The sequence below is a fragment of the Streptomyces sp. NPDC111628 genome (assembly GCF_055635195.1).
The window spans coordinates 92659-107762 of record NZ_JBVKBZ010000006.1; the positions used below are offsets into that span (position 1 = coordinate 92659).

Annotated in this window: 13 protein-coding genes; 9 read left to right on the forward strand and 4 right to left on the reverse strand. The window is 71.0% G+C overall.

Annotated features, from left to right (window positions below; translation table 11 throughout):
• The first annotated feature begins 96 nt into the window (after positions 1-96).
• The 3 genes from whiH (at position 97) to ACZ7MF_RS29895 (ending at position 3958) form a co-directional block, all read left to right on the forward strand.
• Complete coding sequence (gene whiH / locus ACZ7MF_RS29885) at positions 97-984, forward strand: sporulation transcriptional regulator WhiH (RefSeq protein ID WP_385360158.1); 888 nt, start codon at positions 97-99, stop codon at positions 982-984.
• 427 nt (positions 985-1411) lie between these two features.
• Positions 1412-2947 (forward strand): RNA polymerase sigma factor, encoded by a 1536-nt coding sequence (locus tag ACZ7MF_RS29890; RefSeq protein WP_471481352.1) that lies wholly within the window; start codon positions 1412-1414, stop codon positions 2945-2947.
• Positions 2948-3100: 153 nt separating this feature from the next.
• Positions 3101-3958 carry a S1 family peptidase gene (locus tag ACZ7MF_RS29895; RefSeq protein WP_471481354.1) on the forward strand — a complete coding sequence of 286 codons (858 nt, stop codon included), beginning with the start codon at positions 3101-3103 and terminating at the stop codon, positions 3956-3958.
• A gap of 111 nt (positions 3959-4069) precedes the next feature.
• On the opposite strand, the gene ACZ7MF_RS29900 is transcribed toward ACZ7MF_RS29895, so the two are convergent.
• Positions 4070-4300: a DUF7455 domain-containing protein gene (locus tag ACZ7MF_RS29900; protein ID WP_030184453.1), complete on the reverse strand. Its 231-nt coding sequence runs from the start codon at positions 4298-4300 to the stop codon at positions 4070-4072.
• A 440-nt stretch (positions 4301-4740) separates the two neighbouring features.
• On the opposite strand from ACZ7MF_RS29900, the gene ACZ7MF_RS29905 reads away from it, so the two are divergent.
• From ACZ7MF_RS29905 to ACZ7MF_RS29930, 6 genes are all read left to right on the forward strand, one after another.
• Positions 4741-6864, forward strand: coding sequence for a DNA gyrase/topoisomerase IV subunit B (locus ACZ7MF_RS29905; RefSeq protein WP_471481357.1), 2124 nt, complete (start codon positions 4741-4743; stop codon positions 6862-6864).
• A 220-nt stretch (positions 6865-7084) separates the two neighbouring features.
• Positions 7085-7609 (forward strand): DUF1453 domain-containing protein, encoded by a 525-nt coding sequence (locus ACZ7MF_RS29910; protein WP_471481359.1) that lies wholly within the window; start codon positions 7085-7087, stop codon positions 7607-7609.
• The gene (locus tag ACZ7MF_RS29915; RefSeq protein ID WP_471481361.1) at positions 7606-8760 is read left to right on the forward strand and encodes a sensor histidine kinase; all 1155 of its coding nucleotides are present in this window, start codon (positions 7606-7608) and stop codon (positions 8758-8760) included. Before ACZ7MF_RS29910 ends, ACZ7MF_RS29915 begins: the two co-directional genes overlap by 4 nt.
• The gene (locus ACZ7MF_RS29920) at positions 8757-9446 is read left to right on the forward strand and encodes a response regulator transcription factor (protein WP_471481363.1); all 690 of its coding nucleotides are present in this window, start codon (positions 8757-8759) and stop codon (positions 9444-9446) included. The genes ACZ7MF_RS29915 and ACZ7MF_RS29920 overlap by 4 nt, the downstream gene beginning before the upstream one ends.
• A gap of 69 nt (positions 9447-9515) precedes the next feature.
• A complete protein-coding gene (locus ACZ7MF_RS29925; protein ID WP_471481365.1) occupies positions 9516-10094 on the forward strand; it encodes a DUF485 domain-containing protein in 579 nt (192 codons plus the stop codon).
• The gene (locus tag ACZ7MF_RS29930) at positions 10091-11683 is read left to right on the forward strand and encodes a solute symporter family protein (protein WP_471481366.1); all 1593 of its coding nucleotides are present in this window, start codon (positions 10091-10093) and stop codon (positions 11681-11683) included. Before ACZ7MF_RS29925 ends, ACZ7MF_RS29930 begins: the two co-directional genes overlap by 4 nt.
• Before the next feature lie 37 nt (positions 11684-11720).
• Here ACZ7MF_RS29930 and ACZ7MF_RS29935 read toward each other — a convergent pair whose 3' ends face one another.
• The 3 genes from ACZ7MF_RS29935 to ACZ7MF_RS29945 all read right to left on the reverse strand — a co-directional run bounded on the left by ACZ7MF_RS29935 (position 11721) and on the right by ACZ7MF_RS29945 (position 15098).
• Entirely contained in the window at positions 11721-12401 is a 681-nt protein-coding gene (locus ACZ7MF_RS29935; RefSeq protein ID WP_471481368.1) for a response regulator, read from the reverse strand.
• Entirely contained in the window at positions 12398-14068 is a 1671-nt protein-coding gene (locus ACZ7MF_RS29940) for an ATP-binding protein (RefSeq protein WP_471481370.1), read from the reverse strand. The genes ACZ7MF_RS29935 and ACZ7MF_RS29940 overlap by 4 nt, the downstream gene beginning before the upstream one ends.
• Positions 14069-14153: 85 nt before the next feature.
• On the reverse strand, positions 14154-15098 hold the full coding sequence (locus ACZ7MF_RS29945) for a sucrase ferredoxin (RefSeq protein ID WP_471481371.1): 945 nt from the start codon (positions 15096-15098) through the stop codon (positions 14154-14156).
• Positions 15099-15104: the final 6 nt, after the last annotated feature.

A 15104-nucleotide genomic window follows, 5' to 3' on the forward strand; every position in this document is an offset into this window, starting at 1 on the left:
ATAAGGCGTCAATTGCGACGGGGTGAGCGATCACCCTTTCGTGTGCTTTTCACCAAAGACCTCAAGGGAGTTGAGGTCAGCGCCGACAAAGGATGCGTGAGTACCCTTGCGCACACCATGATGACCGCCGCCCGCTCCGCCGACTCCGGCCTCGCGAACCCGGGCGAACTCGACCGCTACCCGTACGCCGAGACGCCCGCCGTCGACCGCGTCGGGGCGCCCTCCTGGGAAGGGGTGGAGCCCGAGCTGGGCCGCGTGGGCCGGCGCACCGCGGGCAACCGTGGCCGCGGACTGCACGGGCAACTCGTCCAGCAGCTGGGCCAGATGATCGTTTCCGGCGACCTGGGTGCCGACCGCCCGCTGGTGCCCGAGGAGATCGGACAGCGTTTCGAGGTCTCCCGCACCGTGGTGCGCGAGTCCCTTCGCGTGCTGGAAGCCAAGGGGCTGGTCAGCGCCCGCCCCAATGTCGGCACCCGCGTGCGTCCCGTCAGTGACTGGAACCTCCTGGATCCGGACATCATCGAATGGCGCGCCTTCGGCCCGCAGCGCGACGACCAGCGCCGCGAGCTGAGCGAGCTGCGCTGGACGATCGAGCCGCTCGCCGCGCGCCTGGCCGCCGGGCACGGGCGCGAGGACGTCCAGCAGAGGCTGTCCGACATGGTCGGGATCATGGGCCACGCCATGGGGCAGGGCGACGCGCTCACCTTCTCGCGCGCCGATGCCGAGTTCCACACCCTGCTCATCCAGATCGCGGGCAACCGGATGCTGGACCACCTCTCCGGGATCGTCTCCGCCGCCCTCCATGTCTCCGGCGGTCCGGTCACGGGCTGTGACCGGCCGAACGACGTGTCGCTCGCGCAGCACGGCAGGATCGTCGACGCCCTTGCCACCGGTGACGGCGCGGCGGCCGAGGCGGCCATGCGTCAACTTCTGACCGTCCACCCCGAGGTGGAACGCGTGGTGCCCGCCCCTCGCGAGCACTGACCGCCTTCCGCCGGAACGGCGCGGTCCGGGCACGCCAAACCCCTCCTGTGGCTGTGGCCGGCCGCCGCCGTCACCTTCGGACCCCGCGGAGCCGCTCGTGGTTCCACGGGGTCCGAAGGTGTGATGAGAGGCTGAGCCTTCTCGGTGCGGTCGCAAGGTAGGAGTTGATGACCTTGTTTATCCGCATCTGACCGATTTTGATCGCTTACGGGGTGTGACTCGGGCCACGCGGATTGGGCGTAACGCTCTTGGGAACAACACGATGACCTAAGAGGTGACAGCCGCGGAGGGAATACGGACGCCGTTCACGGCGCTGTGCATCTCCCCGGCCCGCCCGCACCGTCGGCCCATTCCCAAGCCGGTGGTCGGCCCCTGTCCGCCGTGGACGGGGCCGGAAGCCGTTTTTCAACGTTCCGAGAGGTTGTTCGTGTCGGCCAGCACATCCCGTACGCTCCCGCCGGAGATCGCCGAGTCCGTCTCTGTCATGGCGCTCATTGAGCGGGGAAAGGCTGAGGGGCAGATCGCCGGCGATGACGTGCGTCGGGCCTTCGAAGCTGACCAGATTCCGGCCACTCAGTGGAAGAACGTACTGCGCAGCCTCAACCAGATCCTCGAGGAAGAGGGTGTGACGCTGATGGTCAGTGCCGCAGAGCCCAAGCGCACCCGAAAGAGCGTCGCAGCGAAGAGTCCCGCCAAGCGCACCGCCACGAAGACGGTCGCGGCGAAGCCGGTGACCAGCAGGAAGGCGACCGCTCCCGCCGCCCCGGCGGCGCCCGCGACCGAGCCCGCCGCCGTCGAGGAAGAGGCGCCCGCCAAGAAGGCGGCGGCCAAGAAGACGACCGCCAAGAAGGCGACGGCGAAGAAGACGACCGCCAAGAAGACGGCGGCCAAGAAGACCACCGCCAAGAAGGAAGACGGCGAGCTTCTCGAGGACGAGGCGACCGAGGAGCCGAAGGCCGCGACGGAGGAGCCCGAGGGCACCGAGAACGCGGGCTTCGTGCTGTCGGACGAGGACGAGGACGACGCCCCGGCCCAGCAGGTCGCCGCGGCCGGTGCCACCGCCGACCCGGTCAAGGACTACCTCAAGCAGATCGGCAAGGTCCCGCTGCTCAACGCCGAGCAGGAGGTCGAGCTCGCCAAGCGCATCGAGGCCGGTCTGTTCGCCGAGGACAAGCTGGCGAACTCCGACAAGCTGGCGCCCAAGCTCAAGCGCGAGCTGGAGATCATCGCCGAGGACGGCCGCCGCGCCAAGAACCACCTGCTGGAGGCCAACCTCCGCCTGGTGGTCTCGCTGGCCAAGCGCTACACCGGCCGCGGCATGCTCTTCCTGGACCTCATCCAGGAGGGCAACCTCGGTCTGATCCGCGCCGTGGAGAAGTTCGACTACACCAAGGGCTACAAGTTCTCCACGTACGCCACCTGGTGGATCCGGCAGGCGATCACCCGCGCGATGGCCGACCAGGCCCGCACCATCCGTATCCCGGTGCACATGGTCGAGGTCATCAACAAGCTCGCGCGCGTGCAGCGCCAGATGCTCCAGGACCTGGGCCGCGAGCCCACCCCGGAGGAGCTGGCCAAGGAGCTCGACATGACCCCGGAGAAGGTCATCGAGGTCCAGAAGTACGGTCGCGAGCCCATCTCGCTGCACACCCCGCTCGGCGAGGACGGCGACAGCGAGTTCGGTGACCTCATCGAGGACTCCGAGGCGGTCGTCCCGGCCGACGCGGTCAGCTTCACACTCCTGCAGGAGCAGCTGCACTCCGTTCTCGACACCCTGTCCGAGCGCGAGGCGGGCGTCGTCTCCATGCGCTTCGGCCTCACCGACGGTCAGCCGAAGACCCTCGACGAGATCGGCAAGGTGTACGGCGTCACGCGTGAGCGCATCCGCCAGATCGAGTCGAAGACCATGTCGAAGCTGCGTCACCCCTCGCGCTCCCAGGTGCTGCGCGACTACCTCGACTAGGTCGTAGCCGGCAGTACGAGCACGCAGTACGAGCGACGGAGGCCCGGTCCCGCCAGGTGCGGAACCGGGCCTCCGCGCTGGGCAGCGGGTGCGCGCCACCGCGTACTGGATCACTCTGGGTGTCCCATGACCACCTAGGAGTGAGGAGTCCGCATGCGTCGTCTCTCTGCCCGGACACTGGCCCGGCCGCTGGTGCTGGCGGCCGCGGCGACCGCGATACCGCTGGGGTCCGCCGCCCCCGCGGCCGCCGACAGCATCGTCGTCGGAGGCTTTCCGGTCGAGGTGTCCGACAGTCCGTGGACCGTCGCCCTGTCCAGTCGTGACCGGTTCGGGGGTACGCGGGCGGGACAGTTCTGCGGCGGAGTGGCCGTCGGCCGGACCACCGTGCTCACGGCAGCGCACTGTCTGGGGGAGGAGGTTCTCGGGTCGCCGCCGGAACAGGTGGACGACCTGAGAGTCATCGCGGGCCGGACCGACCTGCTGTCGGACCGGGGTCAGGAGATCCCCGTCCGCTCCGTGTGGGTGAATCCGGAGCACGACGACGGCAGCAACGCCGGCGACTTCGCGGTGCTCACGCTGTCCGAAACCCTCCCCGCCGGCTCGGTCATAGGGATGGCGGCGGAGGGCGACCCCGCGTACACGCCGGACACCGGTGCCCTTGTCTACGGCTGGGGGGACACCTCGGGCGCCGGAGACTACGCGAACGGCCTGCACGCGTCCCGCGTGCGCGTACTGCCCGACGCGTCCTGCGAGCGGGCGTATCCGGGCAATGACGACGGGCACTACCTCCCGAGCACCATGCTCTGTGCCGGGGAGGAGGCCGGTGGCCGTGACGCCTGTCAGGGGGACAGCGGAGGACCGCTGGTCGGTCAGGGCAGGCTCATCGGTCTCGTGTCCTGGGGGAGTGGCTGCGGACGCCCGGGCAGTCCCGGGGTGTACACGCGCGTCTCCTCGATACTGCGGACGCTGGGCTGGGACGGTACGGCCGCGCGGCAGCGCGGTGGCGTCTGACGACCGCTGAGAGCCTTTCGGGTACGAGCACGGGCGGCCGCCTCCGGGTTCCGGAGGCGGCCGCCCGTTCATCGGCCTGTGCCGATTCGGCTCGTCGTCGGGCGCGTTGAGTCAGCGCTCTTCCTCGGCGGAAGATGCCGGAACGGTCGTCAGCCGCTCCGTCTCGTCCTGTATCTCAGCGGCGATCTTCTTGAGTTCCGGCTCGAACTTGCGACCGTGGTGGGCGCAGAAGAGCAGTTCTCCGCCGCTCAGCAGGACGACGCGCAGGTATGCCTGGGCGCCGCAGCGGTCGCAGCGATCGGCGGCCGTCAGCGGGCTTGCGGAAGTCAGAACAGTAGTCACGTCGCCTCTTCTCTAGCTCGACGAGCTGTCGTACCAGGGTCAACATCCAACCAGCCCCAAAACGTTCCCGCTCGTGGCTTTTCCTCGAAAAAAATTTCCGAGGGGCCGGCTGTTGCCGATTGGCGGCGAATGTGCCGTAGTGCGTGTCTTTGTGTCGTACGGGTTCGCGCAGTCGGTCAGTGTCGGTCCCGCCGGCTGGGTTGCCGGTTTGTTCATGAGGACGTGCCCGGAGCCTAAATGGTTCATGCGTCGAAGGGAACGTGATGTGTACTTCACCCCATCGAGGGATCGAACAGGCATGCGACCCTGGACTAGGGTGAGTGCGTGACGAGGGTGGCGTTACACCGGCTCTACCAGGCCTCGGTACCCTCTGACCGGTGAACAGAGCCGCGCCCTTACCCAGCGGGGCCCCATCTGAAATTCAGCGAGGAGCGAACCGCGTGACCGCCGAGACATCCGTGCCGTCCACTGCGCTGCTGGCAGGAGCAGACCGGGACGGATCCAACTACACCGCGCGGCACCTGCTCGTCCTCGAGGGGCTCGAGGCCGTACGCAAGCGTCCGGGCATGTACATCGGATCGACCGACAGCCGTGGCCTGATGCACTGCCTGTGGGAGATCATCGACAACTCCGTCGACGAGGCCCTGGGTGGTCACTGCGACCACATCGAAGTGATCCTCCACGACGACGCCTCGGTGGAGGTCCGGGACAACGGCCGGGGCATCCCGGTCGACGTCGAGCCCAAGACCGGCCTGTCCGGCGTCGAGGTCGTCATGACCAAGCTGCACGCCGGCGGCAAGTTCGGAGGCGGCGCCTACGCCGCCTCCGGCGGTCTGCACGGTGTCGGCGCCTCCGTGGTGAACGCCCTGTCCGCCCGCCTGGACATCGAGGTCGACCTCGGTGGGCACACCCACGCCATCAGTTTCCGGCGCGGGGTTCCGGGGACGTTCGCGAAGGCCGGACCGGACGCGAAGTTCGAGGCCGGGAGCGGGCTGCGCAAGGTGAAGAAGGTCCCCAAGAGCCGCAGCGGCACGCGCGTGCGGTACTGGGCGGACCGCCAGATCTTCCTCAAGGACGCGAAGCTCTCCCTGGACACGCTGCACCAGCGGGCCCGCCAGACCGCGTTCCTGGTGCCCGGACTGACCATCGTGGTCCGTGACGAGTTCGGTCTCGGCGACGGCGGCAGCAAGGGCGAGGAGTCGTTCCGCTTCGACGGGGGCATCAGCGAGTTCTGCGAGTTCCTGGCCGGCGACCGGCCTGTCTGCGATGTCCTGCGCTTCAGCGGGCAGGGCAGCTTCAAGGAGACGGTCCCGGTCCTGGACGAGGACGGCCAGATGACGCCCAGCGAGGTCACCCGGGACCTCGGAGTCGACGTCGCCATGCGCTGGGGCACCGGATACGACACCACGCTCAGGTCGTTCGTCAACATCATCGCCACGCCCAAGGGCGGCACCCACGTCGCCGGTTTCGAGCAGGCCGTGGCCAAGACGATGAACGAGGTGCTGCGCACCAAGAAGATGCTGCGCGTCGCCGAGGACGACATCGTCAAGGACGACGCCCTGGAAGGACTGACGGCGGTCGTCACCGTCCGCCTCGCCGAGCCGCAGTTCGAGGGCCAGACCAAGGAGGTCCTCGGCACCTCGGCGGCCCGCCGGATCGTGAACAGCGTGATCAGCAGGGAACTGAAGGCGTTCCTCACCTCGACCAAGCGTGACGCGGCCCAGCAGGCCCGGGTGGTCATGGAGAAGGCCGTCGCCGCGGCCCGCACCCGTATCGCGGCGCGCCAGCACAAGGACGCCCAGCGCCGCAAGACGGCCCTGGAATCGTCGTCGCTGCCCGCGAAGCTCGCCGACTGCCGAAGCGACGACGTCGACCGCAGCGAGCTGTTCATCGTCGAGGGCGACTCCGCGCTGGGCACCGCCAAGCTCGCCCGCAACTCCGAGTTCCAGGCGCTGCTGCCGATCCGGGGCAAGATCCTCAACGTCCAGAAGTCGTCCGTGACGGACATGCTGAAGAACGCCGAGTGCGGGGCGATCATCCAGGTCATAGGAGCCGGGTCGGGCCGTACCTTCGACATCGACGCGGCCCGCTACGGCAAGATCATCATGATGACCGACGCCGATGTGGACGGCTCCCACATCCGCACCCTGCTGCTGACCCTCTTCCACCGCTACATGCGGCCCATGGTCGAGGCCGGCCGGGTGTTCGCCGCGGTGCCGCCGCTGCACCGCATCGAGCTGGTCCAGCCGAAGAAGGGCCAGGACAAGTACGTCTACACGTACTCGGACCGCGAGCTGCGCGACAAGCTCATGGAGTTCCAGAGCAAGAACATCCGGTACAGGGACTCCATCCAGCGCTACAAGGGCCTCGGCGAGATGGACGCCGACCAGCTGGCGGAGACCACCATGGACCCCCGCCGCCGGACCCTGCGCCGGATCAACCTGACCGACCTGGACTCCGCCGAGCAGGTCTTCGACCTGCTGATGGGCAACGACGTCGCACCCCGCAAGGAGTTCATCTCCAGCTCGGCGGCGACGCTGGACCGGTCGCGCATCGACGCGTGAGGCAGCTCAGCCGTCGGACCGGGCCCGGGAGCGAGAACCGGGCCCGGTCCGGTGTGTGCGGTCCGCCGTCCTCTCCACCTCTGGGTGGAGTGCCGTGCCGGGCAGAGCTCCACCCATGATCCACCCGGGATCCGATCCCGTGAGCTCGCCGTTTCCGTAGCGTCGAAGGCGTCGGCGGGACCGCCGCCGGCATCACCCTTCTTCCGCTCACGGAGGCACGATGTCCGGGCTCGTCGATGCGTTGGCCATCACGGCGGTGGCCGGCCTGGTGATCACTCGGCAGTTCCGCGCCAGCCGGATCGACACCGGCCGACGCCGGTGGGTGCTGCCCGTGGTGCTGGGCATCGTCGCGCTGCGCGAACCGGGCATGATCGACGCCCACCACCAGACGGCAGCCCTGCTGCTGTTCGCCGCCGAGGTGATCGTCGGCCTGCTCACCGGTGCCGGGTGGGCCTGGACCACCCGGATATGGGTCGAGGCCGACGGCGCGGTGTGGAGCAGGGGCACCAGGGCGAGCGTCGCCGTGTGGGCCGTCGGAATCGCGCTGCGCGCGGGCCTCTACGGAATCGGTGCGGTTCTGGGAGTGCGGCAGGACGGCTCGGCCCTGCTGTTCGCCCTGGCGGTGACCCTGCTGGTCCGGTCCGGCGTCCTGGCCTGGCGCGTTCAGGACCCACGCCCGGCCGGAGCACCCGGTTCCGCGTACCGTGACGCCGTGCCCCGGCCCACCCGGAAGGAGCCCGCGTGACGGAGAACATCTGGACGAGGTGGCCTTCCAGGGAGGCACTCCTGCCCGAGAGCGTCTCCCGGCCCCGCCGCCTGCTCTCCGGGGCGGTGCGCCTGGTGGTGTTCGGGATGCTGCTGTGGGGTGCGTTCACGAGCAGCCGTCTGCACGGCTGGGGCTCGGCCGCGGCGGCCGTCGGCCTCGTGGCCGCCGTAGGCGCGGCATGGGCCTTCTTCCGGACCACGCTCGCACACCGGTTGTTGCCGTCGCTGGCACTCGTCGTCGTCCTGCTCGCGATCTCGGTGGCCGCCCGGTCCGTCGGCTTCGGTGCCCCCGCACTGGTCATCTGGTGCGGCTGCGCAGTCGTGGCCCTGGAACGGTTGCCCATCGCCGCCGCGCTGCCCGTGGCCTCGGTCGCGCTGGCCTCCTACGCCGCGGTCAGCGACGACGCATGGCTGACCACGGTGGCGACGGCCGGTGGACTGGTGCTCGCCGGATACGTCCTGCGACTCGACGCCGAGGCACGGGGGACCGCGCAGCGGCTGCTGGACCAGGAGCGGGCCGCCCGGGCGGCCGAGGCGGAGACGGCGGCACTCGCGGAGCGGGCCCGTATCGCCCGGGAGATCCACGACGTGCTGGCGCACAGCCTCTCGGCGCAGATGGTGCACCTGGAGGCGGCCCGATTGCTCATCGAGCGGGACGCGGACCGGCAGCAGATCCTGGACCGGGTGGTGGCGGCACGGGGGATGGCCCGCGACGGACTCGCCGAGACCCGGCAGGCGCTGTCCGCGCTGCGCGGCGACCTGACGCCGCTGGAGGACTTCCTGGCCCAGCTCGTCGAGACGGCAGGGGGCACGGCAGAGGTCACCATTACGGGCGAACGCAGACCGCTGCCGGCCGAGGCGTCACAGGCCGTGCGCAGGGTGGCCCAGGAGGCGCTGACGAACGCCCGCAGGCACGCCCCCGGCGCCGGCGTGCGGGTGCGGCTGGACTACAGCGCCCATGAAGTGGTGCTGGACGTGCGGGATTCGGGAGGTCCGCCCGGCGAACACACCGGCACCGGAGGTGGGTACGGTCTGCTGGGCATGCGGGAGCGTGCCGAGCTGCTGGGCGGCTCGCTGCGGGCAGGGCCGGGCGAGGAGGGGTTCGTGGTGACGTTGAAGGTGCCCGTATGAGTGAGGAGTCCGGGGAGAGGCCCGCGCGGGTGGTGGTCGCGGACGACCAGACCGTGGTGCGCGAGGGGATCGTGATGCTGCTCGGACTGCTGCCGGGCGTCGATGTGGTGGGCGCCGCCGGTGACGGCGAGGAGGCGGTCCGGCTCGTCGCCGAACTCGCTCCGGACGTGGTGCTCATGGACCTGCGCATGCCGAGATGCGACGGGGTGGAGGCCACCCGCCGGATCCGGTCCGAACACCCCGGGACGCAGGTCGTCGTCCTCACGACGTACGCGGACGACGCGTCGGTGTTCCCCGCGTTGCGGGCGGGGGCGCGCGGCTACCTCACCAAGGACGCGGGCGGGGACGAGATCGTCCGGGCGGTGCACGGCGTCCTGTCCGGAGACGCGGGACTCGCGCCGAGCATCCAACGACGCCTGCTGGAACGCCTGTCCGAGTCCGAGTCCGAGCCGCGGCCGACCGGACCGCCCGAGCCCCCGGACGGGCTCACCACCCGGGAGACCGAGGTGCTGGTTCTCATCGCCGAGGGGCTCAGCAACCACCAGATCGCGAGCAGACTGCAGGTCTCCACGGCCACGGTGAAGACCCACATCAACAACCTGTTCGCCAAGACGGGCCTCAAGGACCGCGCACAGGCGGTGCGTTACGCCTACGGGAAGGGGCTGGTGCGGCCACCAGGGGGATGAATCACCTGATGGGGTGAAGCGCGCGGGGAAGAAGAGTCGGGGATCTTCCCGTTCTGTCCATCCTTGGGCATGCAGTCAAGCAACGATCCGCCCCGCGGCGCCGGGGGCGGTCCGGAAAGCGCGGCCGACCACCGCGCCCTGCCGGGCAGGGCCTACGTCGAGACGGCCCAGGGGGCACGGTACGACGGCCCGCGGTACGACGACCCGTGGTACGACGCCCTCGCCTCCGGCTGGGGCGAGTCGGCCGGTCCCGCGGCCTCCGGGCCGGTGGTGCCACCGATGCGTCGGAACGCCCCGGCGGAGCCGCCCCGGGCCGCGGCCGACGTGTACCTGGAGGTCCAGCGCAGCGCGGCCTTCCAGGAGGTCCGCAGCCGGTACCGGAGGTTCGTGGTACCGGCGGTCGCCGGCTTCTTCCTCTGGTACGTCGCCTACGTGGTGGCCGCCACGTCGGCACCCACCCTGATGGCCCGGCCGGTGGCCGGTGCGGTGAACGTGGCGATGGTCGCGGGACTCGGGCAGTTCCTCACCACGTTCCTGCTCACCTGGGCCTACACCCGCCACGCCCGGCTGCGCAGGGACCGGGCCGCGCTCGAACTGCGCTGGGACACCCAGGAGCTGACGCGCGGAGTGCGAGGCGGTGCGTCATGACGGGTGATCACCAGACCCTGGCCCTGCTGCTGTTCAGCACGTTCGTCGCCGTCACGCTGGGGATCACCACCTGGGTGGGCCGCCACCGGCAGGGATCCGCCGAGGAGTTCTACGCGGGCGGGCGCCTCTTCTCACCGATGGAGAATGGTTTTGCCATCTCCGGCGACTACATGTCGGCCGCATCCTTCCTCGGTATCTCGGGGCTCATCGCGCTCAACGGCTACGACGGCATGCTCTACTCGGTGGGCTTCCTGGTGGCCTGGCTCGTGGTCCTGTTCCTCGTCGCCGAACTGGTCCGCAACTGCGGGCGGTTCACCCTCGCCGACGTCGTGGCCGCCCGGATGAGGGAGCGGCCGGTGCGTATCGCGGCGGGGACCTCCTCGGTCACCGTCTCCGTCCTGTACCTGGTGGCACAGATGGTGGGCGCGGGCAGCCTGGTCGCGCTGCTGCTGGGCGGGACGAGCGAGGCGGCGCGGACGTGGACCGTCATCGGCGTCGGTGCCCTCATGGTCATCTACGTGTCGCTGGGCGGGATGCGCGCCACCACCTGGATCCAGATCGTGAAGGCGGTGCTGCTGCTCGGCGGCACCGTGGCGCTGACCGCGCTCGTCCTGGTGCGCTTCCACGGCGACGTCGACCGGCTGCTGCACACGGCCGCCGAGCGCAGCGGCCACGGTGAGGCGTTCCTCGCACCCGGCCTGGCCTACGGCGGGGACTGGGTCTCCCGCTTCGACTTCATCAGCCTGGGGCTCGCCCTGGTGCTGGGCACGGCCGGGCTGCCGCACATCCTGTCCCGCTTCTACACCGTGCCCACCGCACGGGCGGCGAGGCGGTCCGTGGTCTGGTCGATCGGTCTCATCGGCGGCTTCTACCTGATGACGATCGTGCTGGGATTCGGTGCCGCCGCCCTGGTCGGGCCGGACGCCGTGCGCGCGTCCAACGCGGCCGGGAACACGGCGGTGCCGCTGCTCGCCCTCGATCTGGGCGGCGGCGCGCAGTCCACCGGCGGGACGGTCCTGTTCGCCGTCGTCGCCGCCGTCGCGTTCGCCACCATCCTCGCGGTGGTGGCCGGCATCACCCTGGCGTCCTCGGCGTCCGTGGCCCACGACCTGTACGCGTCCTTGCGGCGTCGCCACTCCAAGCCGCGCAGCGAGGTCGCCGTGGCGCGGGTCGCCGCCGTCGGTATCGGCGCCGTCGCGATCGGGCTCGGTCTGCTCGCCCGTGACCTCAACGTCGCGTTCCTGGTGGGCCTCGCCTTCGCCGTGGCCGCCTCCGCCAACCTGCCGGTGCTGCTCTACTCGCTGTTCTGGCGCGGCTTCACCACGCGCGGCGCGGTCTGGGCCGTCTACGGCGGTCTGGTGCCGTCCGTGGTACTCGTGCTGCTGTCCCCGGTGGTCTCCGGCAGCCCGCAGTCGCTCTTCCCGGACCTCGACTTCCAGTACTTCCCGTTGCAGAACCCGGGCCTCGTCTCGATCCCGCTCGGCTTCGTCGCCGGCTGGCTGGGCACGGTGACCTCCACGGAGGTCCCGGACGAGGCCAGGCACGCCGAGACCGAGGTGCGGTCGCTGACCGGGGCCGGGGCCGTATAGGGACGGCCGCGGCGGCCTCAGGCGTCCAGCGGTCGTCTCAGGTCCGGGTCGCCCACGCGTAACGGTGCTCGGGGCGGCCCGCCTCGCCGTACTTGAGCGTCAGTACGGCCCGTCCGGTGCGTTCCAGGAGCTTCAGATAGCGCTGCGCGGTCTGGCGGCTCACACCGGTCCGTTCGGCGATCTCCTGGGCGGAGAGCGGTCCGTCGGCCTTCAGCAGGCACTGGCGTACCAGCTCGGCGGTGGTGGGGGAGTGGCCCTTGGGCAGCCCGGGCTCGGACGGAGCCGACAGCGCGCCGAAGATCCGGTCGACCTGGGCCTGTTCCGCCTCACCGCCGCCGTCGAGGGTGCGGCGCAGGTCGGCGTACGCCTCCAGCTTGCCGCGCAGACCGGCGAAGGCGAACGGCTTCACCAGGTACTGGAGAGCGCCGTGGCGCATCGCCGCCTGCACGGTCGACACGTCCCGGGCCGCCGTCACCATGATCACGTCGGTCTGGAGTCCGCGGCGCCGCATTTCCTGAACGACCTCGAGACCGGTCCGGTCGGGCAGGTAGTGGTCCAGCAGGATCAGGTCCAGGCGGGGCAGCCGCTCCACCGCGTCCAGTGCCTCCAGCGCGTTGTGCGCCTCACCGGCGACGTGGAAGCCGGGCACCTTCTCGACGTATGCGGCGTTGACGCGCGCGACCCGCGTGTCGTCGTCCACGACCAGGACCTCGATCATCGGGACTCCTCCTCGGCAGCGGTGGTCACAGGGGCGGTGAGAGCGGGTTGCGGGGCCGCCTCGGTCAACGCCTCAGGGAGGACGACGACGAACTCCGCGCCCCCGCCGTACGCCTCCCCGACTGTCGCGCTGCCGCCCTGTCGCTCGGCCAGGCGGCGCACCAGCGGCAGCCCGATGCCACGCTCGCGGTGGGCCGGCGGCTCCTTGGTGGACCAGCCCGCGGTGAACACCAGCTCACGGTGGTCCGCCGCGATCCCGGGCCCCGTGTCGCGCACCGTGAGCGTGGCGGCGCGCCCCTCGGCACGCAGTTCGACCTCCACGCGCGCGTGCGGTGTCCCGGCGGCGGCGTCGAGGGCGTTGTCGACCAGGTTGCCGACGATCGTGACGAGACCTCGCGGATCGACGAGACGGTCCGGCAGCCGCGTCCGGTCCGAGACCCACAGGGCGACACCGCGCTCGGCCGCGACGGTGGCCTTGCCGACCAGCAGGGCGGCGAGCAGGGGGTCCTGGATCCGCTCGGTGATCTGTTCCGCGGTGACCCGGTGGTCGCCGACCACCTCGCCGACGAACTCCACGGCGTCGTCGTACATCTCCAGTTCGAGCAGTCCCAGCAGGGTGTGCATGCGGTTGGCGTGCTCGTGGTCCTGGGCGCGCAGCGCGTCGATCAGTCCGCGCGTGGAGTCCAGCTCCCGGCCGAGCTGCTCCAGCTCGGTGCGGTCGCGCAGCGTGGCGACGGCCCCGCCGTCGTCGGTGGGCATCCGGTTGGCGACCAGGACCCGCTGGCCGCGCACGGTCAGCAGGTCGGTGCCGGTCACCCGGCCGGCCAGCACGTCGGCCGTGCGTCCCGCACCGAGCGCCTCGTCGGGGGAGCGGCCGACGGCCTCGCCGCCGATGCCCAGCAGGCGCTGCGCCTCGTCGTTGAGCAGGCGCACCCGGCCGCCCCGGTCGAGGGCGACGACACCCTCCCGGATGCCGTGCAGCATGGCCTCCCGCTCCGCGAGCAGCCCCGCGATGTCCGAGAAGGCCAGGTCCCGGGTCTGCCGCTGCACCCGGCGCGAGATGATCCAGGAGGCCAGGGCGCCGACGGCCAGCGCGCCGCCGGCGTACGCGAACAGGCCCGGAATGGCGTGGATCAGCCGCGCCCGGACGCTGTCGTAGGCGATACCCACCGAGACCGCCCCGACGATCTCGCCGTCGCCGTCGCGCAGGGGCACCTTCCCACGGGCGGAGCGGCCCAGGGTGCCGTCGTCGATCTCCATGACCTCGCGCCCGGCCAGGGCCTGCCCCGGATCGGTCGAGACGACCTCGCCGATGCGCTCCGGGTCCGTGTGCGACCAGCGCACCCCCTGCCGGTCCATCACGACCACGTACTCCGCCTTGGTGGCCTCCCGGACCCGCTCCGCCTCCCGCTGCACCGGGCCGTTCGCCGTCGGCCGGGTGGTCCGCAGGTCCCGCACGACCTGCGGCTGCTGCGCGGTGGTCTGGGCGATCGCCAGCGCCCGGCGCATCGCCTGGTCGTCCAGCTGGTCGCCGAGCGGCGCCAGGAACAGCCCGGTCGCGAGTACCGCGACGCCCGCGGCGATCGCCAGCTGCATCAGCAGCACCTGGGAGAACACCCGCCGCGGCAGGCCCAGGCGCAGTCGGCGTACGGGGGGAGTGGAGCTCATGGCCATGACGGTACGTGGGGCCGGTGGCATGCCGTAGCGGGGTGTGGCGCGTATCTCCCGCGAGGGGCGTGCGTCTCCCGCGGGGTCAGCTCGCCAGTGCCGCCGTCACCGGCTGGGCGCGCACCGCCGTGACCTCCATCCGCGCGGGCGAGCCCAGCACCGACGCCGCGCAGCTCTCCGCTCGCGGTGGCACGGACGCGCCTTGTACGACGGTGACCCGCCAGTGCCGGCCGTCGCGGTGGGCCAGGGTCACCTCCCAGCGCGGTGCGGCGCCGTCCGTCCGTACGACGGTCAGTGCCTGGGCCGTGTCCTCGCCGAGGGCCGATCGCAGGGCCAGCTCGGCCGCCTGGCCGGGGCGCTCCCACGCGGAGTTCCCGCGGCAGCCCTCGATGACGATCCGGCCCTCCCGTGCGCCGTGCAGGATCTCCTTGACGGTGTGGGCCTGGACGCGGCCGTAGACGTATCCGTGGGGCAGGACGAGCACGGTCGGCGAGAAGCGGTGCCCGCCCAGGTGGGTGACTTCCCAGACCCCGTCGGCTCCGGAGGCGGCGAGTTCGGCCGCCAAGGGCCTGCCGAGGAGAGCGCAGCACCGGTCGCGTTTGCCGTTGGTGCAGACGAGGGCGAGCGGATCGCCCGCGTGGGGCCGGCCGTCCAGCACCGAGTCGAAGGCGCTGTGGTCGCCCCTGCCGAGCGCCGCGAAATCAAGGCCGAGCAGCCGACGGGGATCCTTGAGCGTGGTGCCGTGCAGCCACACGTTTCCCGGCACGGTGTGGGCCGCGTACACCCTGCGTGCGGTGGTCGTGCCCCGGTCCGCGTGGCGCCCGGGACGCCGCACGAGCGCGATGCGTACGCCCGTCCCCTTGGCCGCCGCGTCGAGGGCGCGCCCCAGTGCGGGGTCCAGGTGGCTCGAGGTGAGCGCCTTGGCGCCCCACGGGCCGGACTGTTCGAGCAGCAACCAGGTCCTCGCGACGGGTGCGGTGCCCGAAACGGGCTCGTCGAGGTCCCAGGAGACGGTTGAGCACGTACTCACAGAGGT

What these genes read in the sequence shown, in the direction of transcription:
- ACZ7MF_RS29895 (WP_471481354.1), top strand. Translation starts at nt 3,101, where the DNA reads ATGCGTCGTCTCTCTGCCCGGACACTGGCCCGGCCGCTGGTGCTGGCG.
- ACZ7MF_RS29910 (WP_471481359.1), top strand. Translation starts at nt 7,085, where the DNA reads ATGTCCGGGCTCGTCGATGCGTTGGCCATCACGGCGGTGGCCGGCCTG.
- ACZ7MF_RS29920 (WP_471481363.1), top strand. Translation starts at nt 8,757, where the DNA reads ATGAGTGAGGAGTCCGGGGAGAGGCCCGCGCGGGTGGTGGTCGCGGAC.
- ACZ7MF_RS29925 (WP_471481365.1), top strand. Translation starts at nt 9,516, where the DNA reads ATGCAGTCAAGCAACGATCCGCCCCGCGGCGCCGGGGGCGGTCCGGAA.
- ACZ7MF_RS29930 (WP_471481366.1), top strand. Translation starts at nt 10,091, where the DNA reads ATGACGGGTGATCACCAGACCCTGGCCCTGCTGCTGTTCAGCACGTTC.
- ACZ7MF_RS29935 (WP_471481368.1), bottom strand. Translation starts at nt 12,401, where the DNA reads ATGATCGAGGTCCTGGTCGTGGACGACGACACGCGGGTCGCGCGCGTC.
- ACZ7MF_RS29940 (WP_471481370.1), bottom strand. Translation starts at nt 14,068, where the DNA reads ATGAGCTCCACTCCCCCCGTACGCCGACTGCGCCTGGGCCTGCCGCGG.